This window comes from Tardiphaga sp. vice304 (genome assembly GCF_007018905.1).
GTDB lineage: Bacteria > Pseudomonadota > Alphaproteobacteria > Rhizobiales > Xanthobacteraceae > Tardiphaga.
The window spans coordinates 835342-854549 of sequence record NZ_CP041402.1 but is presented as its reverse complement, the minus strand read 5'-3'; the positions used below and the strand labels follow the sequence as shown (position 1 = coordinate 854549).

General features: G+C 64.7%; 21 protein-coding genes and 1 pseudogene. 13 read left to right on the top strand and 9 right to left on the bottom strand.

Going from position 1 to position 19208, the window contains the following annotated elements; all coding sequences use genetic code 11:
* The first annotated feature begins 157 nt into the window (after positions 1-157).
* Positions 158-856 carry a DUF1013 domain-containing protein gene (locus FNL56_RS04060; protein ID WP_143571706.1) on the top strand — a complete coding sequence of 233 codons (699 nt, stop codon included), beginning with the start codon at positions 158-160 and terminating at the stop codon, positions 854-856.
* A gap of 211 nt (positions 857-1067) precedes the next feature.
* Here FNL56_RS04060 and FNL56_RS04055 read toward each other — a convergent pair whose 3' ends face one another.
* The 6 genes from FNL56_RS04055 to FNL56_RS04030 all read right to left on the bottom strand — a co-directional run bounded on the left by FNL56_RS04055 (position 1068) and on the right by FNL56_RS04030 (position 6355).
* Complete coding sequence (locus tag FNL56_RS04055) at positions 1068-1286, bottom strand: alkylphosphonate utilization protein (RefSeq protein WP_143571705.1); 219 nt, start codon at positions 1284-1286, stop codon at positions 1068-1070.
* A 266-nt stretch (positions 1287-1552) separates the two neighbouring features.
* A complete protein-coding gene (locus FNL56_RS04050; RefSeq protein ID WP_143571704.1) occupies positions 1553-2254 on the bottom strand; it encodes an OmpW/AlkL family protein in 702 nt (233 codons plus the stop codon).
* Positions 2255-2422: 168 nt separating this feature from the next.
* A complete protein-coding gene (locus FNL56_RS04045; RefSeq protein ID WP_143571703.1) occupies positions 2423-2689 on the bottom strand; it encodes a hypothetical protein in 267 nt (88 codons plus the stop codon).
* A 223-nt stretch (positions 2690-2912) separates the two neighbouring features.
* Positions 2913-4838: a propionyl-CoA synthetase gene (locus FNL56_RS04040; RefSeq protein ID WP_143581790.1), complete on the bottom strand. Its 1926-nt coding sequence runs from the start codon at positions 4836-4838 to the stop codon at positions 2913-2915.
* A 69-nt stretch (positions 4839-4907) separates the two neighbouring features.
* A complete protein-coding gene (locus FNL56_RS04035; protein WP_143581789.1) occupies positions 4908-5294 on the bottom strand; it encodes a tetratricopeptide repeat protein in 387 nt (128 codons plus the stop codon).
* 116 nt (positions 5295-5410) lie between these two features.
* Entirely contained in the window at positions 5411-6355 is a 945-nt protein-coding gene (locus tag FNL56_RS04030; protein ID WP_143571700.1) for a TAXI family TRAP transporter solute-binding subunit, read from the bottom strand.
* A gap of 200 nt (positions 6356-6555) precedes the next feature.
* Here FNL56_RS04030 and FNL56_RS04025 point away from each other — a divergent pair, with 200 nt between their 5' ends.
* The 3 genes from FNL56_RS04025 (at position 6556) to FNL56_RS04015 (ending at position 10661) form a co-directional block, all read left to right on the top strand.
* Positions 6556-8580: a TRAP transporter permease gene (locus FNL56_RS04025; RefSeq protein ID WP_143571699.1), complete on the top strand. Its 2025-nt coding sequence runs from the start codon at positions 6556-6558 to the stop codon at positions 8578-8580.
* Between the two features lie 87 nt (positions 8581-8667).
* The gene (locus FNL56_RS04020) at positions 8668-9636 is read left to right on the top strand and encodes a TAXI family TRAP transporter solute-binding subunit (protein ID WP_210245461.1); all 969 of its coding nucleotides are present in this window, start codon (positions 8668-8670) and stop codon (positions 9634-9636) included.
* A gap of 53 nt (positions 9637-9689) precedes the next feature.
* Positions 9690-10661 (top strand): TAXI family TRAP transporter solute-binding subunit, encoded by a 972-nt coding sequence (locus FNL56_RS04015; RefSeq protein ID WP_143571698.1) that lies wholly within the window; start codon positions 9690-9692, stop codon positions 10659-10661.
* 219 nt (positions 10662-10880) lie between these two features.
* Here FNL56_RS04015 and FNL56_RS04010 read toward each other — a convergent pair whose 3' ends face one another.
* Positions 10881-11171, bottom strand: a complete 291-nt coding sequence (locus FNL56_RS04010) for a HigA family addiction module antitoxin (protein WP_246660850.1) — start codon at positions 11169-11171, stop codon at positions 10881-10883.
* A gap of 121 nt (positions 11172-11292) precedes the next feature.
* Here FNL56_RS04010 and FNL56_RS04005 point away from each other — a divergent pair.
* Together FNL56_RS04005 and FNL56_RS04000 are read left to right on the top strand one after the other, a co-directional pair.
* Positions 11293-11661, top strand: a pseudogene (locus tag FNL56_RS04005) (MFS transporter); the annotation flags it as partial.
* A 186-nt stretch (positions 11662-11847) separates the two neighbouring features.
* A complete protein-coding gene (locus tag FNL56_RS04000) occupies positions 11848-12840 on the top strand; it encodes a Bug family tripartite tricarboxylate transporter substrate binding protein (protein ID WP_143571696.1) in 993 nt (330 codons plus the stop codon).
* A gap of 191 nt (positions 12841-13031) precedes the next feature.
* On the opposite strand, the gene FNL56_RS03995 is transcribed toward FNL56_RS04000, so the two are convergent.
* Positions 13032-13514, bottom strand: coding sequence for a hypothetical protein (locus FNL56_RS03995; RefSeq protein ID WP_143571695.1), 483 nt, complete (start codon positions 13512-13514; stop codon positions 13032-13034).
* 229 nt (positions 13515-13743) lie between these two features.
* Here FNL56_RS03995 and FNL56_RS03990 point away from each other — a divergent pair, with 229 nt between their 5' ends.
* The 3 genes from FNL56_RS03990 to FNL56_RS03980 all read left to right on the top strand — a co-directional run bounded on the left by FNL56_RS03990 (position 13744) and on the right by FNL56_RS03980 (position 15722).
* Complete coding sequence (locus tag FNL56_RS03990; protein ID WP_246660966.1) at positions 13744-13992, top strand: hypothetical protein; 249 nt, start codon at positions 13744-13746, stop codon at positions 13990-13992.
* A 93-nt stretch (positions 13993-14085) separates the two neighbouring features.
* On the top strand, positions 14086-15327 hold the full coding sequence (gene argJ, locus FNL56_RS03985) for a bifunctional glutamate N-acetyltransferase/amino-acid acetyltransferase ArgJ (RefSeq protein ID WP_143571693.1): 1242 nt from the start codon (positions 14086-14088) through the stop codon (positions 15325-15327).
* Positions 15324-15722, top strand: a complete 399-nt coding sequence (locus FNL56_RS03980) for a (deoxy)nucleoside triphosphate pyrophosphohydrolase (RefSeq protein WP_246660849.1) — start codon at positions 15324-15326, stop codon at positions 15720-15722. The genes argJ and FNL56_RS03980 overlap by 4 nt, the downstream gene beginning before the upstream one ends.
* Before the next feature lie 97 nt (positions 15723-15819).
* On the opposite strand, the gene FNL56_RS03975 is transcribed toward FNL56_RS03980, so the two are convergent.
* Entirely contained in the window at positions 15820-16665 is an 846-nt protein-coding gene (locus FNL56_RS03975) for a methyltransferase domain-containing protein (RefSeq protein ID WP_143571691.1), read from the bottom strand.
* A 75-nt stretch (positions 16666-16740) separates the two neighbouring features.
* On the opposite strand from FNL56_RS03975, the gene FNL56_RS03970 reads away from it, so the two are divergent.
* Genes FNL56_RS03970 through FNL56_RS03955 form a run of 4 tightly spaced genes read left to right on the top strand, consistent with a single transcriptional unit; the run spans position 16741 to position 19207 of the window.
* Positions 16741-17550, top strand: a complete 810-nt coding sequence (locus tag FNL56_RS03970) for a ComF family protein (protein WP_143571690.1) — start codon at positions 16741-16743, stop codon at positions 17548-17550.
* A gap of 33 nt (positions 17551-17583) precedes the next feature.
* Positions 17584-17859: a glutaredoxin 3 gene (gene grxC, locus FNL56_RS03965; RefSeq protein WP_143571689.1), complete on the top strand. Its 276-nt coding sequence runs from the start codon at positions 17584-17586 to the stop codon at positions 17857-17859.
* Complete coding sequence (locus FNL56_RS03960; RefSeq protein WP_143571688.1) at positions 17856-18737, top strand: carbon-nitrogen hydrolase family protein; 882 nt, start codon at positions 17856-17858, stop codon at positions 18735-18737. The genes grxC and FNL56_RS03960 overlap by 4 nt, the downstream gene beginning before the upstream one ends.
* A complete protein-coding gene (locus tag FNL56_RS03955) occupies positions 18734-19207 on the top strand; it encodes a DUF1178 family protein (protein ID WP_143581788.1) in 474 nt (157 codons plus the stop codon). Before FNL56_RS03960 ends, FNL56_RS03955 begins: the two co-directional genes overlap by 4 nt.
* Position 19208: the final 1 nt, after the last annotated feature.

The following is a 19208-nucleotide window of genomic DNA, read 5'->3' as shown; positions in this document are numbered from 1 at the left end:
GGACTTGGGGCCGTCCGGCCGCGCTGTCAAGGCTGAACAGTCTTCCATTGCGCGGTTCACCCCGGACAGACTATATACAGCCTGAATTCCCGTCATCCCCGATGACCAGACGGCTCCGCCTCTCGAAAAGGTGGGCGGAGCGTAAAGGAGATTTGCCATGAGCAATGCACCGCTGATGCCAAAGGCGACTGCCGTGTGGCTGGTCGACAATACCGCGCTGACCTTCGACCAGGTCGCCGATTTCACCAAGATGCACCCGCTGGAAATCCGCGCCATCGCCGATGGCGACGCCGCCCAGGGCATCAAGGGCAGCGACCCGATCTCGAACGGGCAACTGACCCGCGACGAGATCGAAAAGGGCGAGAAGGACAAGAATTATCGCCTCAAGCTCGAGGAGAGCAAGGTGATTCTGCCGCCGGCCGCCAAGAAGAAGGGCCCGCGCTACACCCCGGTGTCGCGCCGCCACGAGCGGCCGAGCGCGATCCTGTGGCTGGTGCGCAACCATGCCGAATTGAAGGACAGCCAGATCATGCGGCTGGTCGGCACCACCAAGACCACGATCGCCTCGATCCGCGACCGCACGCACTGGAACGCCTCGACACTGACGCCGATGGATCCGGTGACGCTGGGCCTGTGCTCGCAGATCGAACTCGACTTCGAAGTTCAGCGCGCGGCGAAGGAAAAGCCGACCGACACGCCCTATGGCGGCGCGACGCTGCTACCGGCTTCCGAGACCACCCGCAAGGACGAGTTCGAGGATAGCGAGCGCAGCAGCGACGACCTCAACGTCGATGCCGTATTCGCCAAGCTCAAGGGCATCGGCGGCGGCAAGAAGCACGACGACGAGGAAGAATAGGCACGCGCGCGGCTTTCGCGACGCGCCTCAACCATTTGAAAAAAAACGCGGCGAAGCCATTCGCCGCGTTTTTGTTGAAGGGTAGGGTGGGCAAAGGCCGGCGCGCGAAGCGCGACGAACGTGCCCACCATCAAGCGCAGCGCTGCACATGGTGGGCACGGCGCAACGGCGCCTTTGCCCACCCTACGCGACTACGGATCGACGATCAGGCTCACGCCTTCTTCAGAAACTCGACGCGCAGCACCAGGCCCTTGACCTTGTCGGTGCGACCTTCGATTTCGTCGGGGTCGTCGGTGAGGTGAATGTTCTTGATCACGGTGCCGCGCTTGAGCACGGTGGACGAGCCTTTCAGCTTCAGATCCTTGATCAACGTGACGGTATCGCCCTCGGCCAATTGCGCGCCGTTGGCATCCCTGACCTTGATGTCCATGATCTATCCTTTTTCTTCCTTCTCCCCTTGTGGGAGAAGGTGCCTTCGCGAAGCGAAGGCGGATGAGGGGGTGAGGATCGCGCATGCGGGCCCCCCCCCTCACCCGTCTCAATCTCGCTTCGCTCGATTGATCCACCCTCTCCCACAAGGGGAGAGGGGAAGCAAGAAAGCGCGGCGCCCATCACAGGATAATAGCCCACCGCAGAGGCATCGACAAAAAAAACGCGGCACCGGTTCGCACCGGTGCCGCGCGTAAACTCGTCAGATCAGAACTTGTAGGTAATGCCGGTGCCGATCAGCCACGGATCGAGCTTGACCTGGCCGGTGATCGCCGCGCCGGAGGCCAACGTGCCGTTCCAGTCCGGGCGCAGCCAGAGCTTCTTCACGTCGACGTTCCAGCCCCAGTGCCTGTCGATCATGTAGTCGAAGCCGAACTGTACCACGGGCGCGAAGGAATCGTGCAGGTGGCTGTCGACGACGCGCAACCCGGCGCCGTTGGTCACATTGCCGGCGGACTGGCTGAAGAACCAGGTGTAGTTGACGCCCGCGCCGACATAGGGCTTGAACGCGCCGAATTCGGTGAAGTGATATTGCAGCGTCAGGGTCGGCGGCAGCAGCCAGGACTTGCCGACGTCGAGGCCGTCGATCGATCCGGTGCCGGTGACATGATGCTTGGTGACGCCAAGGATGAGTTCGGCCGCGATGTTCCTGGTGAAAAAGTAGGAGATATCCAGTTCGGGCACGACCTGGTCCGAGGTCTTCAGGCCGGAATTTGCCACGCCATTGACCGAACCGCCATCTTCCGGGATCACGCCGAGCACGCGCAGGCGGATCATCCAGGGATTCCAGGCCTCGACGAGCGGAGCCTTGTAATAGGGTGCTTTGGTGGCGAGATCGGCGGCCTGCGCGGTCGCTGCCGTGCCGGTTAGCGCCGTCGCCATCATCAGCGCAGTCACAACTTTCTTCATCGAATTTTCTCATCCCCTCAATGTCAGCTCGAACGTTTCAGCTGGCTCGGAGATGAAAGACGACAGGCGGTCTCTGGAAAAATTGATCTCAGTCAACTATTCGAGGACACGCGGCGGTTGCACGACGACCGTTGCCTTGAAGTCACAGCGGCCGTGGGCACAAGCGGCTCAGGGCCTGCCGGGATTGTTCAGCATGTATTCGCCGAGATTGCGCTGGGCGCGATCGGCCCGCTGAATCGAATTGCTGCGCTGAACATCGCGGTTCTTGCGGCATGCGGCATAGTCGGCCGAGCCGACGACTACGCCGTTGGCGCGGCAGATCGCGTCGTCATCCTCGCCGAGGCTCGACACCGGCACGTCGCTGCGCCGCGCGCAGGACGCCAGCGCCAGAGCGGCCAGCGTCAGCGCGATGAGATGGGTTCTGGTCGGGCGCATGCGGAAATCCTGGAGGCGAGAGATTAGCGCCGTGTTTAGCGCGAAATGCGGGGATTGTAAGGGGGGCCTTGGCTGTCATTCCGGGATGCGACAGACGGCGAAGCCGGTTGGCGCAGGCCTCAGCCACTCCAACTGGAGTGGCGGGGAATCCCGATGTTTTGCGCTGAACATTTCGGGATTCCGGGTTCGATCGCGCTGACGCGCTCTCGCCCCGGAATGACAATCAAACCCTGCCCTTCAGCGCGTCGCCGATCTCGTCGAGCACGCGGGCGTCTTCGATCGTCGCCGGCATCGCCCAGGCATCGCCGTCAGCGATCTTCTTGATGGTGCCGCGAAGAATTTTTCCCGACCGCGTCTTCGGCAGCCGGCCGACGGTGATCGCCAGCTTGAACGCCGCCACCGGCCCGAGCTTCTGGCGCACCAGCGCCACCACTTCCTTCTCGATCTCGGCATGGCTCTTGGTCACCCCGGCCTTGAGCACCAGGAAGCCGCACGGCGCCTCGCCCTTGATGGCGTCGCGGATGCCCAGCACGGCGCATTCGGCGACGTCGGGGTGGCTGGCGAGAATCTCCTCCATGCCGCCGGTCGACAGCCGGTGACCGGCGACATTGATGATGTCGTCGGTGCGACCCATCACGAAGACATAGCCGTCGGCGTCGAGATAGCCCGCGTCGGAGGTTTTGTAATAGCCGGGGAATTCGTTGAAATAGGCTTCTTTGCAGCGCTCGTCCTGCTCCCAGAGTGTCGGCAGGCAGCCCGGCGGCATCGGCAGCTTGATTACCAGAGATCCCATCGTGCCCGCGGGCAAGGGCTTGGCCGCCTCGTCGACCACTTCCACCTTGTAGCCGGGCATCGGCACGGTCGGCGAGCCGTGCTTGACCGGCAGCAGGCCGAGGCCGACCGGATTGCCGGCAATGCACCAGCCGGTCTCGGTCTGCCACCAGTGATCGATCACCGGCTTCTGCAACTGCTGCTCGGCCCACTCTACCGTCGGCGGATCGGCGCGCTCGCCGGCCAGGAACAGGGTGCGCAGATGCGACAGATTGTATTTGCGGATGAAGGTGCCGTCGGGGTCTTCCTTACGGATCGCGCGGAAGGCGGTCGGCGCAGTGAAGAAGGCGACCGCCTTGTGCTCGGCAATCACCCGCCAGAACGCGCCTGCGTCCGGGGTGCCGACCGGCTTGCCCTCATACATGACCGAGGTCGCCCCGTGCAGCAGCGGGCCGTAGATGATGTAGCTGTGGCCGACCACCCAGCCGATGTCGGAGCCGCACCACCAGACCTCGCCGGGCTTCACGCCGTAGAGATTCCACATCGACCATTTCAGCGCGACGAGATGGCCGCCATTGTCGCGCACCACGCCCTTAGGCTTGCCGGTGGTGCCCGAGGTATAGAGGATATAGAGCGGATCGGTCGCCAGCACCGGCACGCAAGGAGCGGATTTCTTCGCCGCGATCGCCTGGCTGCGTAGCTCCGCCCAGTCGTGATCGCGCCCCGCTATGAGATCGCAGGCGTGCTGCGGCCGCTGCAGGATGATGCAGGCGGCCGGCTTGACGCTGGACAGCGCGATCGCCTCGTCGAGCAACGGTTTGTACTGTACGAGGCGGCCGGGCTCGAGGCCGCAGCTGGCGGAGAAGATCAGCTTCGGCTGGGCGTCCTCGATACGGGTGGCGAGTTCTTTTGAGGCAAAGCCGCCGAACACCACCGAATGCACCGCGCCGATCCGCGCGCAGGCCAGCATAGCGATCATCGCCTCCGGCACCATCGGCATATACAGAATGACACGGTCGCCCTTGGCGACGCCGAAATCCTGCATGATGGCGCCGAGCGCCTCGACCTCGTGCAGCATTTCGGCGTAGGTGTATCGGGTGATGGTGGTTGGTCCGGTAGGATCGGCCAGTGGCGAATCGTGGATCAACGCGACCTGGTCGGCACGGCCGCCCGCGACGTGGCGGTCGAGCGCATTGTAGCAGGTGTTGACGACGGCGCCGGCGAACCAGCGGCCATACAGGCCCATCGAGGGATCGAATATCTTTCGCGCTGGCTCGATCCAGTCGATTTCGCGCGCCGCCTCGCCCCAGAACCCCTCGGGGTCGGCGATCGAACGGGCGTGGGTCTCCGCGTAGCGGCTCTGGTCGTGAATGGTCATGACGTATCTCCCGGCCCCGGTCGTTACGCCGGAGGCACGGCCGGCATTGTTACCCGATGAAGCATTATTTCAAGGGCGGTTTTGTCGACCTTTGATTGCCATATCGGCACCGATCTTTTCCAACTCCAGCGCCAGCGCCTTGAAATTGGCCCGCGCCGCGGCGTGCTGCGGGTCGATCTTCAGCGCAGCGCCGAAATCGGCGAGCGCGCGTGGCCGGTCCGCCCGGCTGCGATGCAACTCGCCGCGGGTGTTGAAGACGTCGGCAAGCTTCGGATCGAGCCGCAGCGCCACATCAAAATCGGCAATGGCGCGGTCGATGTCGCTGCGGCGCTGATAGGCCGCGCCCCGCGCCAGCAACGCCTTCAGGCGATCGGCGCGTTGGGTTTTGTCGTTGTCGATCAACGCATCAAAGACAGAGATCACGGAATCGTCGATCCCGGAGGCGATCGCGGCCACGCAAGGCGCGGAATCGACAGCGGGATCGGCGGGCAGCCCGGACGGCGCGGCGAATGCGACGACCGACAACACGGAGCACGATGCCAGGATGAAGGCAAATTTCCCGCGACGCTGCATTATTTCAGCAACCCCTTTTCCCTGTAGTAACGGATCGCGCCGGGGTGCAGTGGCACCGGGCCGGGCTTCGCGGCCGTCTCGCGCCGGATGTCGCTGCCGACCATATGGGCGACGGCGAGTTCCGGCAGCGAGTCGAATACCAGCTTCGTCATCCGGTAGGCCAGGTCGTCCGACACCGCCGCGCTGGTGACGAGATAGTTCATCACTTGTGCGGTCGGCAATGCTTGATCCTGGCCGCGATAGGAGTTGGCGGGGATGACCCCGGGCCTGAACGGGGCGCCCATTTTCACCACTACCGGTTTCGGCACGGCGATGAAAACGATGTCGTTGTTGTCGCTCAATTCCTTCAGCGCGGTGACGCCAAGGCCGGCGGATTGCAGCGTGGCATCGAGCTTGTTCTGCGCCATCGCCTGCGCGGAATCGCCGAACGACCTGTGCTCGATCCGTCCGAGGCGGCTCTCCTTCAACCCGACGGCCGCAAGAATTACGCGTGCATTCAATTCGGTGCCGGATTTCTCGGGGCCGACCGACAGGCTTTTGCCCTGGAGATCCGGCAGCGTGCGAATTCCGCTGGCCTTGGTGGCGACGATCTGGATGAAGCTCGGATACAGCGCGCCGATCACACGCAGGCCGTCGAGCTTGCCATCGAAGCCGGCTTCCGTTCGGCCCTTCCAGGCGTCCTGCAGCGCGTCGCCGAGCGCGAAGGCGATCTGACCGGTGCCCTGCTGCAGCCGCATCAGGTTCTCCACAGACCCGTCGGTGGTCTGGACCTCGACCCGGCTGTCGGGGATGTCGGCGAATATCTTGGCGATGGTGACGCCGAGCGGGTAGTACACGCCGGACGCGCCGCCGGTCAGCACGATGATCGGCTGCCGAGCCTCCGCCGCCGACAGGCCCAGGATCACTGCCAACGCCATCGCTGCCGCGATCCACCGCATCTTCATGAGCCGCACTCCCGATCGAATCCGCCGGGAACGTGGACGTGGCCGCCGCGCCGGTCAAGCGACCGAGAAGCGGCGGAACCGCGCTGCTCGCGACCAAAGTTTCACGGCCCACCCCTTGCAACCCTGCGACAAAACGGCGTCAATGCCGGCGCTGCAAAAACAACAGCCGGCAAAGCCGGCGAAATTTCCCCGGGGGGAATATGACGGACGACAAAACCCGCGCGACAGTCGAGGCCGACGAAACCGTCGTCGTCTCCAACGAGGCGCTGCTCAAGGCGGAAGCCTATATCGAGGCGGACGAAGGCGCGACCAACCGGCTGCTCGGCTGGGCCGGGACGATATCGACCGGCATCGCCGTGGTGATGAGCCTGTTCCACCTCTATGCCGCCTATGCGATCGTACCGACCCAGGAACTGCGCTACGTCCACGTCGCCTTCACGCTGGTGCTGAGCTTCCTGCTATTTCCGCTGGCGACGCGATTCCGCAACCGGGTGCGCTGGTGGGACATCGTGCCCGGCATCGTGGCCGTCGGCACCATCGCCTATGCGCTGTGGGGCGGCGACGATTTCACCGATCGCGCCACCATGCCGGACCATCTCGACGTGCTGGTGGGCATCACCTTCATCGTGCTGCTGCTGGAAGCCACCCGCCGCACCACCGGACTGATCATGCCGGTGGTGTCGCTGTTCTTCATCGCGTACGCGATGCTCGGGCCGCATCTGCCGGCGCCATGGACGCATCGCGGCTACGACCTGCCACGGCTGGTCGGCCATCTGTTCATCACGCTGGAGGGCATCTTCGGCGTTGCGGTCGACGTCTCGGCGACGCTGATCATTCTGTTCACGATCTACGGCTCGCTGCTGGCGCAATCCGGAGCCGGCAAGTTCTTCATCGACTTCTCGCTGGCCATGATGGGCGGCAAGCCGAATGCCGCCGGCCGCACCGTGGTGCTGTCGTCGTTCCTGCTCGGCGGCCCCTCCGGCTCCGGCGTCGCCACCACGGTGATGATCGGCACCGTGGCCTATCCGATGCTGGCGAAAGCCGGCTTCGAGAAGAACGCCGCTGGCGGACTGCTCGCCGCGGGCGGGCTTGGCGCCATCCTGTCGCCGCCTGTGCTGGGCGCCGCGGCCTTCCTGATCGCGGAATTTCTCAAGATCAGCTATCTCGACGTGATCTGGATGGCTACCATTCCGACCTGCCTGTACTATTTGTCGCTGCTCTTGATGGTCGAGATCGACGCCAAGCGCTTCGGCTCGCACGACGTGCACTTCAAGCCGGAGATGAGCATCTGGCAGATGACGAAGCGCTACGGCTTCCATTTCATCTCGCTGATCGCCGTCGTGATCTTCATGGTGATCGGCTATTCGCCGTCGCTGTCGGTGTTCTACGCCACCGCCGTGACCTTCGCGCTCAGCTTCCTGCGCAAGGAAACCGCGCTGGTGCCGCGGAAGCTGGTGCGGGCGCTGGGCGACGGCTCAATCGGCGCGCTGAACGCCGCCACCACCTGCGCCTGCGCCGGCATCGTGGTCGGCGTCGTCACGCTGACCGGGCTGGGACTAAAATTCTCCTCGATCGTGATCGCCTATGCCGGCGGCAGCCTGCTCTTGACCGCGATCTACACCGCGCTGATCGTCTGGGTGATCGGCCTCGCGGTGCCGGTCACCGCCTCCTACATCATCTGCGCGGTGATCGCCGCACCCGCGCTGATCAAGCTCGGCGTTCCCGACTATGCCGCGCACATGTTCATCTTCTACTATGCGGTGCTTTCCGAAGTGTCGCCACCGACGGCGCTGTCGCCGTTCGCGGCTGCGGCTATCACCGGCGGCAGCCCCTACAAGACCACGCTGCAATCCTGGAAATATACGTTGCCGGCGTTCCTGGTGCCGTTCGTGTTCGTGCTCGACCCGCAGGGTGTCGGCCTGCTGCTGGCGATCCCGAAGGGCGGCTCGTGGGTGGATATTATCGAGATCACCTTCAAGACGACGCTGGGCCTGGTGGCGCTGGCCGCCGTTGCGCAAAACTGGGCACTGCGACAAACCACCCCGCTCGAACGCGGCCTGCTTCTGCTATCCGGTCTGTTGCTGGTTTTCCCGAGCCTGATCGAGGCGATCCTCGAATCAATCACCGGGCGTGACATCAGCTACACGTTCGTTCCGGGCCTGCTGATCGGCCTGGGCGTGCTGATGTGGCAGTACAAGACCGCGCCACGGCCGATACCGGCCTAGCTGGCCGGATGCCGATCCGGTCGGCGCGTGACGAGAGAACGATCGGACGCCGCAGATAAGCGGCGCCGGACACTGGGAGTACGCATCGTGAAGTGGACCACCTTCGGCATGGCCTTGCTCGGCATCGCTTGCGCGGCCGGCGGCGCCATGGCGCAAGACAAGACCCCGGAAAAAACCATCGCGATTGCGACCGGCGGCACCGGCGGCATCTTCTATCCGCTCGGCGGCGGCCTCGCCAACATGCTGTCGAAGAAACTGGATCACACCCAGGCCACAGCGGAAGTGACCGGCGGCAGCGTCGACAACATCAAGCTGCTGGAGAGCGGCCAGGCCGATCTCGGTTTCATGACCGGCGACGTCGCGGCCGACGCGGTGAAGGGCGAGGCCAAGTTCAAGAAGCCGGTGCCGCTGCGCACCATCGTCGCGATCTATTCCAGCCCGGTGCATGTCGTCACCATCGCCGGCACCGGCATCGAGAAATTCAGCGACCTCAAGGGCAAGCGCATCTCCAGCGGTGCGCCGGGCAGTGCCACGGAGTCGCAGACCTTTCGGCTGCTGGAAGCCGCCGGCCTCGACAAGGACCGCGACGTCAAGCGCGAGCGACTGTCCGTCGCCGAATCCGGCAGCGCGCTGAAGGACCGCAAGATCGATGCCTTCTTCTGGGGCGGCGGCGTGCCGACCGCCGCGGTCACCGACCTCGCCGCAACGCCCGGCGTCACCATCAAGCTGATCGATATCGATCACTTGCTCGAACCGATCGTAAAGAAATACGGCCAGATCTTCGCGCCGAGCGTCATCAAGGCCGGCAGCTATCCCGGCCAAACCACGGACAGCAAGGGCTTCGCCGCCTGGAACCAGGTGATGGCGACCGACAAGATGTCCGACGAGAGCGCCTATGCCATCACCAGGGCGATCTTCGAGAACAAGGCCGAACTCGTGGGCGTTCACAAGGAGGCCCAGAACATCAACCTGGCCACCCAGACCACGGCGGAGTCGCCGGCGCCCTACCATCCCGGCACGTTGAAATATCTGAAGGAGGCCGGGGCCCGCCCCTAGGCCCGATCCCATTTCCGCTATCCCATTTCATCCGACCACAGGAGACGAGACCGATGCTCAAGAAACTGCACCAGAAGACCGCGATCGCGCTGACGGTCGCCGCCGGCCTGCTCATTGCCGGCGGCGCCACTGCCCAGCAGAAGACCATGGCGATCGGCACCGGCGGCACCGGCGGCGTGTATTACCCGCTCGGCGGCGCGATCGCCAACGTGCTGTCGAAGGCACTGCCCAACACCCAGGCGACCGCCGAAGTCACCGGCGGCTCGGTCGATAACCTCAAGCTGATCGCGTCCGGCCAGAGCGAACTCGGCTTCAGCATGGCGGACGCCGCCCTCGACGCCTTCAACGGCCAGGACAAGTTCAAGGCCAAGGTGCCGCTGCAAACGCTGCTGGTGGTATATCCGAATCGCATGCATGTGGTGACGGTGGAAGGCGCCGGCATCGAGAAGATGTCCGACCTCAAGGGCAAGCGCGTCTCGACGGGATCGCCGGGCAGCGCCACCGAGGTGATGGCGTTTCGTGTGCTGGAGGCGGCCGGCCTCGACAAGGACAAGGACATGAAGCGCGAGCGGCTCGGCGTCGCCGAATCCGTCAACGCCATCAAGGACCGCAAGATCGACGCCTTCATGTGGGTCGGCGGCGTGCCGACCGCGGCGGTGACCGACCTCGCCGCCACGCCCGGCATGAAGATCAAGCTGATCGATCACAGCGATCTCGTCGAGAAAATGAACGCCAAATACGGCAAGCTGTATTCGCCGTCCAACATCGCAAAGAGCATCTATCCCGGCATGGACAAGGACAATGCCAACACCGAAGTCTGGAACATCATCGTCACCGGCGACAAGATGAGCAACGACGACGCCTACAACATCGTCAAGACGCTGGTCGAGAAGAAGGCCGACCTCGTCGCCGTTCACAAAGAGGCCGAGAGCTTCTCATTGACCAACCAGATCCAGGAACGCTCCCCGATCCCGTTCCACCCGGGCGCGCTGAAATACTTCAAGGAAAAGGGCATCGGCGGCTGATGCGAAGCCTTTAGCTGCGACCTCAACATTCGCAGCGTCCTTCTCGCGCTCCACGAGTCGTCCCGCGAACGCGCCGACCCATACGCCGCGGCCTCTCGGTTGAAACCGGGAAGCCGCGGCGTTTCTGTTTTAACGGACGGAGGCTGTGGGTCCGTGCTTTCGCGGGGACGACACAGAGGTTGTTGCGACGCCCAAGTCGAATGATGGCGCGGCGACCGATCAAGCCGCCTTGGCGTTCCGCTGTCTCGCAACGGCAAAATCATAATTCGATTGCAGGTTCATCCAGAATTCTCCGGGCATGCCAAGACGCTTCTCGAACAAGGCGGCCGTGTCTGCCGTCATAGCGCGCTTGCCGTTGATGATGCCGGTAATGCGGTTTGGAGGAACTCCCAGATCCCGCGCGAGGGCGCGTGCCGACATTTCATTGGGAAGCATGAATTCATGAAGCAGCATCTCGCCCGGGGTGCTCGGCAGGCGGTGCATTTGGATTTTTTCCCGTGCGATGCTCATGCTCTCTCCTAGTGATAGTCGGTAATTTCGACATCGTAGGCGTCGCCATTCTGCCCGACGAGGAACCCCCGGCCTCAAGCGTAGTTGGATCGCCGGCACCGACGTGCCGGAAGGATAGCCGGTGCGTACCGAAGCTGACACGATCAAGCGCCCTCTCGATGCGCTGAATTTCTTTCTGGCCGATGTGCGGGGCGGGCTTGGGCCCTATCTGGCGATCTATCTTCTCACCGAGCAGAAATGGGACGAGGCCTCGATCGGCGTGGTGATGTCGGTGGCGGCGGTGGCCGGCATCGTGGCTCAGACGCCGGCCGGAGCCTTTATCGACAGGACCACCGCGAAACGCGCCGCGCTCATCCTTGCCGCCGTCGCCGTCACGCTCGGCTCGATCGTGCTGCCGCTGTATCCCGGCTTCCTGTTCGTCGCCACCGCGCAGGCGCTGACCGGTGTCGCCGCCGCGGTGTACGTGCCGGCACTGTCCGCAATCACGCTGCGGCGTTTCTGGTGCTGGCCGGGATCGCCGGCCTGGGGCTTGTACTTTTCCTTACCATGATGCCAGAGACCAGGACTTTTTAGCCGTTTGGCCACTGGTGCCGGGCGGCAATCCGGGCGACAACCCGCCAGCTTTCGGTCGAATGACCGCTACCCGCGCTGCCTGGCGCCGTCAGTGGAGAATATCATGTCCATTTCCCCGTCCCGCCGCTCGCTGATCCTCGGTGGCGCCGCCGCGCTCGGCCTGCCGCTGCTGTCGCGACACGCCCGCGCCGCCGATGCCTGGCCGACGCGGCCGGTGAAATTCATCGTGCCGTTCGCGGCCGGCGGCACCACCGATATCCTGGCGCGCGTCGTCGCCGCCAAGATTTCCGAGGAATTCGGCCAGCAGTTCATCGTCGAGAACAAGCCCGGCGCCGGCGGCAACATCGCCGCCGACTTCGTCGCCAAGGCGGAGCCCGATGGCTACACCTTCCTGGTCGGCACGCCTGGTACCCATGCGATCAACAAGTTCGTGTTCAAGGCGATGGCCTATGATCCGATCAAGGACCTGGCGCCGGTGATCATCATCGCCAAGGTTCCCAACCTGTTCTCGGTGACCAACTCGCTGCCGGTGAAGAACGTCGCTGAATTCATCGCGCTGGCGAAATCGAAGCCCGGCGAGTTCTTTTATGGCACCCCCGGCCTCGGCTCGACTGCCCATGTCTCCACCGAACTGTTCAAGTCGATGACCGGCGTCAACATCGTGCATGTTCCCTACAAGGGCAGCGCGCCCGCGCTGACCGACCTGATCGCAGGCCGTGTTCACCTGATGATCGACAACCTGCCGGCGGCGCAGCCTTTCGCGGAGTCGAATTCGATTCGCGCCATCGCGGTATCGACCGCGACGCGTTGGCCGCTGATGCCGGAGATCCCGACCATCGCCGAGGCCGGCGTCCCCGGTTACGAGGCGGCGTCATGGTTCACCGTCGCGGCGCCGGCGAAGACCTCGAAGGACATGATCACCAAGCTGAACGCCAGCATCGAAAAGTTCATCAAATCCGAGGACGGCACCGCACGCTTGCGCAAACTCGGCGCCGAGCCCGCAGGCGGTTCGCCGGAAGCGATGCAGGCCTTCGTGGTCTCGGAAATCGAGAAGTGGGGCAAGGTCGCGCAGTTCGCCGGCATCAAGCCGGAGTAGTCTGATCGCTATGGCAGCTTCACATGTCGTCCCCGCCTAGCACGCCGAAGGCGTGCGCGGAGCGGGGACCCATAGCCTCGGTCATTGAGGTTGGATCACCGTAGCCACCACGACCGCGTTCAAGCTATGTCTACAGCGTGTATGGGTCCCCGCGTTCGCGGCGACGACACGGAGTGTTGCGGCAGGCCACCTCACTCGAATTTCATATCCACGCACTTGCTGATATCGGAGCCCAGGCCTGAGGCGATGGTGATGCAGCCGCGCAGTTTCTGCGTGGTGATGTCGCTGGCCCAGATGGCGTAGCCGCCGGTTCCGAAGAAGGAGTTGGTGTTCGGCGGCTCGGTCTCAGTAGCGTCAAATGTGTAGTTGCCGTCGGTGTCGAAGATGCGAGGCTTCTTGACACAATTGCCGTCGCTTTGGGTATTGATGATCTCCTTGGTATCGCGGGTCATCGACAGGCTGACCGAGCAGCGGAAATATTCCGACGTCCTGGCATTGAACAAATAGGCGTAGGAGCGGCAAGTCGAGGTCGACAGCTTCCCGGCGGAGAGGCCGCGGCCGCACGTTATGCGCTGGTTGTTACTGAGCTTGAAATCATCGGCCACCGCGGCGCCCTGCGCCAGCGCCAGCGCCAGAAAACCGAGAACGGCCGCACCTTTGACGATCACTTGCATCGAACTGTCCCCATCGCCGGCCTCATGGGAGACCGACAAACCCGACGCAAAGATAGCCGGACCGCGACGATCGGCAACCCGCAACTTGCGACCGGCCTGTCGCATGCACCGTGCAACTTGACCACCGCGGACCGTTCGTGATTTGTTCAAGCTACCCGCGATACATGGAGATGGCAGCATGGCCAGAGTGATTTCGATGATCTGCGCAGCAGGGCTGACGGTGCTGGCCATGCCAGCCTTTGCCCAGTCGCCGCCGCCGACGCCATGGGTGCTGACGCCGGACATGGGCTATGGCTACGACGCCAACGGCAAAACCTTCGCTTACAAGATGGGCACCAGCAACGCCAAATTCCTGCTGAAGGGCGCACGGAAGGTGCCGAAGAACACGCTGTTCTTCATCGGCGAGAACGGCCAGCTCTACATGCGCAGCGGCTCGTTCCTGGAAGACGACGGCCGCTTCAAGTTCGGCCCTGGCTGAGCATGACGGCCGCATGACAGCGATCGCCCCTCCCGCCGACACCGCAGAGGTGATACAGAGCGCCTGATCTTTTCCAGCAAGCTGAAAGCGCTCATGGCCCTTCCCGTCTCCCCGCTCGCCCCGACCATTGTTCCCGAGATGCCTGCCATTGCCGGCGTGCGCCTGGCCACGGCCGCGGCCGGGATTCGCTACAAAGGCCGCACCGATGTGCTGCTGGCGGTGATGGACAAGGGCACCACGGCCGCCGGCGTATTCACGACGTCGAAATGTCCGTCGGCCCCCGTGGAATGGTGCCGCGCTAAATTGAAGGGCGGTTCTGCCCGAGCTCTGGTCGTCAATTCCGGCAACGCCAACGCGTTCACCGGCAAGAACGGCCGGGCCGCGACCAAACTGACCGGCGACATCGCGGCCAAAGCTGTCGGCTGCAAGGCGGACGATGTGTTCCTGGCCTCGACTGGTGTAATCGGCGAGCCGCTCGACGCCAGCAAGTTCGACGGCGTGCTGGCGACGCTGGCGGACAGCGCCACGCCGGATGGCTGGATGGACGCCGCGCGTGCGATCATGACCACCGACACCTTCCCGAAAGTCGCCACCGCCACGGTCAAGCTCGGCAAGGCCAAGGTGACCATCAACGGCATGGCCAAGGGCTCAGGCATGATCGCGCCGGACATGGCAACCATGCTGGCCTTCGTGTTCACCGATGCGCCGATTTCGGCTTCCGCGTTGCAGGCGCTGCTGAAGGCCGGCGTCACCGATACGTTCAATGCTGTCACCGTCGATGGCGACACCTCGACTTCCGATTCTCTGATGATGTTCGCGACGGGTGCCGCCGCGGCAAACGGCGCGCCGAAGATCACCAAGGCCGCAGACCCGCAGTTGAAGCCGTTCGTCAAGGCGCTGCAGGGGCTGCTCGCCGATCTCGCCGAGCAGGTCGCGCGCGATGGCGAAGGCGCGCGCAAGCTGATCGAGGTGATCGTCGAGGGCGCGACCTCCAAGGCCTCGGCGCGCAAGATCGCCCAGTCGATCGCCAATTCGCCGCTGGTGAAGACCGCGGTGGCCGGCGAGGACGCCAATTGGGGCCGCGTGGTGATGGCGGTCGGCAAGGCCGGCCAGCCCGCCGACCGGGACAAGCTATCGATCTCGTTCAACGGCATCCGCGTGGCGAAATCGGGCGCGCGCGATCCGGCCTATGACGAGAAGGAAGTGTCGGCGACGATGAAGAAGCCGACCATCCAGATCAAGGTTGCGCTGGGCTTGGGCACCGGCCGCGACCGCATGCTGACCTGCGATCTCACCAAGGAATACATCGCGATCAATGGCGACTACCGGTCGTGAAACTCGTTCTGGTCGTCGCCTGCGCCTTGGTCGATGCCGACGGCCGCGTGCTGATCGCGCAGCGGCCGGAAGGCAAGGCGCTGGCCGGGCTGTGGGAATTTCCCGGCGGCAAGCTCGAACCCAATGAGCGGCCGGAGGCGGCGCTGATCCGCGAGTTGCACGAGGAGATCGGCATCAATGTGCAGGAAGCCTGCCTGGCGCCGCTGACCTTCGCCAGCCACGCCTATGATGACTTCCACCTGTTGATGCCGCTGTACATCTGCCGGCGCTGGGAAGGCCTCGCGGTGGCGCGCGAGGGCCAGCAACTGGCCTGGGTGCGCGCCAACAAATTGCGCGACTACCCGATGCCCGCCGCGGACATCCCGCTGATCCCGCATCTGATCGATCTGTTGTAGCGGTTTGTAGCCCGGATGAAATCGACACGCCGCATCGCGGCGTGTCGATGCAATCCGGGAGCGGCGTCGACGGGCCGGCCCCGGATTAGCATCCGGGCTACGGCTTCAAACCCCGCACGGCATCGGCGAGACTGGCCTTCGCCGAGCCCGGCTTGAGCGGCTGCTGCTGGCTTTCATGCGGGGCCCAGCCGGACAGCCAGATCACTTCGAAGGTCGCGCGGATGCGGCCGTCGGGATCGCTGAAATGTTCGGCGTAGAACTGGGCCATCCGTAGCAGCGTGGCGCGGCGCAGCGGGGTGCGGCGGCGCTCCATCAGAACATTGGTGGCGCCCATCCGCCGGAGATCCTGCATCAGCGCGAAGGCGCTGTCGTAGCGCACGACGATGCGCTCGACATCGGTGACCGGCAGCGCAAAGCCAGCGCGCTGCAGCAGCGCGCCGAGGTCGCGCAGGTCGGCGAAGGGTGCCACGCGCGGAGACAGGCCGCCGTCGAGTTCGGCTTCCGCCGCGGCAAAACTCTGTCGCAGTTCGGTCAGCGTATCGCCGCCGAGCATCGCCACCATCAGCAGGCCGTCCGGCTTCAGCGCGCGGCGAAGCTGCGCCATCACGCCGGGCAGGTCGTTGACGAAATGCAGTCCCAGCGCGGAGACGGCGAGATCGAGCGATTCCGGCGCAAGGCCAAGGCCGTCGCCCTCGGCATCGGGCACAGCGACATGCGCGAGTGTGCCGACGCGGTCGGCGATCGCGGCCCGCAGGCCGTCGCCCGGCGTGGCGACGTCGGCGCCGTTGGTGAAGGTGCGCAGCACGGCGTGGAGGCGCTCGTCCATCTCCTCCGCCGCGCGGTCGAGCAGGAAGGTGGCAGCTCCCAGCTTTCTGGCGCGGGCCTGGCGGGCGCGCAGCAGCGCGCGGTCGAACAGGATCGGGGCGGAGGGATTCGGAGCCATGCCAGTTGGTACGCCGAACTCCGGGGCGATGGCAACGCACTTGAGCGCGGCAAAAGCCGGCGCTAGCCTTTGCCGATGGACACCGGACCTGCCCCCTCCCATTCCCTCGCCGCGCCATTCCTCGGCGCGCTGCGGCTCGCCCATCTGGCCTGGACCCACGCCGCCCGCGCGGCCCTCGATATCGCGCTGCCGACGTTGTGCGTGGCGTGCCGCGAACCGGTCGCCGGCGAGGGCGTTTGCGCGGCGTGCTGGGCCAAGCTGTCGTTCATCGCGCCACCCTATTGCGCACGGCTGGGGATTCCGTTCGTCTACGATCCCGGACCGGGCATCCTGTCGATGCAGGCGATTGCCGATCCGCCGGCCTATCAGCGGGCGCGGGCCGCCGTGCGCTATGACGACGTCGCGCGCACGCTGGTGCACCAGCTGAAATACCATGACCGCACCGATCTCGCGCCGTCGATGGGGCGCTGGATGGCCCGCGCCGGTAAGGAACTGCTGGATGAGGCCGACCTCCTGGTGCCGGTGCCGCTGCACTGGCGGCGCGGCTTTTCACGCCGCTTCAACCAGTCCGGCGCGCTGGCCCGCACCATCAGCCGGCACAGCGGCGTGGCGGTATCGCGGGATGCGCTGCGCCGGGTGCGGCCGACCGAGCACCAAGTCGGGCTATCGCGCGCCGAGCGGGCCGCCAATGTGCAGGGCGCCTTCAAGGTCGCCCCCTCCAGCCGCGCCGAGATCCAGGGCCGCCGCGTCGTGCTGATCGACGACGTGCTGACCTCGGGGGCCACCGTGGACGCCTGCGCCCGTGCGCTGCTGCGCGCCAAAGCGGCGCAGGTCGATGTGCTGGTGTTCGCCCGGGTTGTGGACGCCCTGCGCTCCCCCATATAATCGGGGACTTCTCCCGAACTGGAGCGCCCAAGCATGGCCGCCGCGATCGAAATCTATACCCGTCCCGGCTGTGGCTATTGCAGCGCTGCGATCTCGTTGCTGCAGCGCAAGAAGGCGGCGTTTACGCATTTCGACACCGCGAACGACCCCACTCTCCGCCAGCAGATGTTCGATCGCACCGAGCCCGGCGCGACCTTCCCGCAGATCTTCATCGACGGTACGCATGTCGGCGGCTGCGACGACCTCTACGCGCTCGACCGCGAGGGCAAACTGGACGGCATGATCGCCGGCGAAAAGGCCACCTCATGAGCGAAAACCAGATTTTCACCGCCGCGATGGTGCAGATGCGCAGCGGCCTGCTCGCCGGGCCGAACCTGGAACAGGGCCGCCATCTTATCCGCGAGGCGGCGCTGGCCGGCGCGCATTACGTGCAGACGCCCGAAGTCAGCAACATGATGCAGGAAAACCGCAAATCGCTATTCGAGCATTTGCGCACCGAGGCAGACGACGAATCGCTGAAGGCCTATCGCGCGCTCGCCGCCGAGCTGAAGATCCATCTGCACATCGGATCGCTCGCCGTGCTGGCGACGCCGGACCGCGCCGCCAACCGCTCGTTCCTGATCGGGCCGGACGGCATGGTGCTGGCGAGCTACGACAAGATTCACATGTTCGACATCGACCTGCCGAACGGCGAGACCTATCGCGAAAGCGCCAATTACCAGCCCGGCGAGACCGCCGTGATCTCCGACCTGCCGTGGGGCCGCATCGGCCTGACGATCTGCTATGACCTGCGCTTTCCGGCGCTGTACCGCGCCTTGGCCGAGAGCGGCGCGTCGTTCCTCGCGGTGCCCTCAGCGTTTACCCAGAAGACCGGCGAGGCGCACTGGCACACGCTGCTGCGCGCCCGCGCCATCGAGAACGGCGCCTTCGTCTTTGCGGCCGCACAAGGCGGCGTGCATGAGAACAAGCGCGCCACCTATGGCCATTCGATGATCATCGACCCCTGGGGCAAGGTGATCGCCGAGGCCACAGGATCCGACCCGGGCTTCATCCTCGCCGAGATCGACCCGGCCAAGGTCACGGCCGCGCGCGCCAGCGTGCCGTCGCTGCAGCACGGCCGCCGGTTCAGCGTCGCCGATCCCAAGGCCGGCCCGGATTATCTGCACCTCGTTCGTGAAGCGACATGATCCGCTACACACTGCGCTGCGACCGCGGCCACGGCTTCGAGAGCTGGTTCCAGAGCTCGGGCGCCTATGACAGCCAGGTCAAGCGCAAGCTCGTGAGCTGCCCGAACTGCGGTTCCGTGAGGGTCGAGAAGGCGATCATGGCGCCGCAGATCGGCCGGAAGGGCAAGGCCCGCGACGCATCGGAAACCACTGAGCCTGCGGCGTCCAATGAAGGCAGCACCGCCTCGACTCCGCTGATGATGGCGCAAGAGTCTGAACTGCGCGCCAAGATAAAGGAACTGCGCGACCACGTGACTAAGAACGCCGACAATGTCGGCGAGAAATTCCCCGACGAGGCGCGCAAGATGCATTACGGCGATATCGAGCATCGCCCGATCTACGGCGAGGCGAGCCCCGACGAAGCACGATCTCTGATCGATGAAGGTATCGAGGTGTCACCGCTGCCGGTTCTCCCTGGCGATCGGAACTAAA

What these genes read in the sequence shown, in the direction of transcription:
- FNL56_RS04060 (WP_143571706.1), top strand. Translation starts at nt 158, where the DNA reads ATGAGCAATGCACCGCTGATGCCAAAGGCGACTGCCGTGTGGCTGGTC.
- FNL56_RS04000 (WP_143571696.1), top strand. Translation starts at nt 11,848, where the DNA reads ATGTCCATTTCCCCGTCCCGCCGCTCGCTGATCCTCGGTGGCGCCGCC.
- argJ (WP_143571693.1), top strand. Translation starts at nt 14,086, where the DNA reads ATGGCCCTTCCCGTCTCCCCGCTCGCCCCGACCATTGTTCCCGAGATG.
- FNL56_RS04010 (WP_246660850.1), bottom strand. Translation starts at nt 11,171, where the DNA reads ATGAGCATCGCACGGGAAAAAATCCAAATGCACCGCCTGCCGAGCACC.
- grxC (WP_143571689.1), top strand. Translation starts at nt 17,584, where the DNA reads ATGGCCGCCGCGATCGAAATCTATACCCGTCCCGGCTGTGGCTATTGC.
- FNL56_RS04025 (WP_143571699.1), top strand. Translation starts at nt 6,556, where the DNA reads ATGACGGACGACAAAACCCGCGCGACAGTCGAGGCCGACGAAACCGTC.
- FNL56_RS03970 (WP_143571690.1), top strand. Translation starts at nt 16,741, where the DNA reads ATGGACACCGGACCTGCCCCCTCCCATTCCCTCGCCGCGCCATTCCTC.
- FNL56_RS03975 (WP_143571691.1), bottom strand. Translation starts at nt 16,665, where the DNA reads ATGGCTCCGAATCCCTCCGCCCCGATCCTGTTCGACCGCGCGCTGCTG.
- FNL56_RS03995 (WP_143571695.1), bottom strand. Translation starts at nt 13,514, where the DNA reads ATGCAAGTGATCGTCAAAGGTGCGGCCGTTCTCGGTTTTCTGGCGCTG.
- FNL56_RS03990 (WP_246660966.1), top strand. Translation starts at nt 13,744, where the DNA reads ATGCCAGCCTTTGCCCAGTCGCCGCCGCCGACGCCATGGGTGCTGACG.
- FNL56_RS04030 (WP_143571700.1), bottom strand. Translation starts at nt 6,355, where the DNA reads ATGAAGATGCGGTGGATCGCGGCAGCGATGGCGTTGGCAGTGATCCTG.
- FNL56_RS04045 (WP_143571703.1), bottom strand. Translation starts at nt 2,689, where the DNA reads ATGCGCCCGACCAGAACCCATCTCATCGCGCTGACGCTGGCCGCTCTG.
- FNL56_RS04050 (WP_143571704.1), bottom strand. Translation starts at nt 2,254, where the DNA reads ATGAAGAAAGTTGTGACTGCGCTGATGATGGCGACGGCGCTAACCGGC.
- FNL56_RS03960 (WP_143571688.1), top strand. Translation starts at nt 17,856, where the DNA reads ATGAGCGAAAACCAGATTTTCACCGCCGCGATGGTGCAGATGCGCAGC.
- FNL56_RS03955 (WP_143581788.1), top strand. Translation starts at nt 18,734, where the DNA reads ATGATCCGCTACACACTGCGCTGCGACCGCGGCCACGGCTTCGAGAGC.
- FNL56_RS04015 (WP_143571698.1), top strand. Translation starts at nt 9,690, where the DNA reads ATGCTCAAGAAACTGCACCAGAAGACCGCGATCGCGCTGACGGTCGCC.
- FNL56_RS04040 (WP_143581790.1), bottom strand. Translation starts at nt 4,838, where the DNA reads ATGACCATTCACGACCAGAGCCGCTACGCGGAGACCCACGCCCGTTCG.
- FNL56_RS04055 (WP_143571705.1), bottom strand. Translation starts at nt 1,286, where the DNA reads ATGGACATCAAGGTCAGGGATGCCAACGGCGCGCAATTGGCCGAGGGC.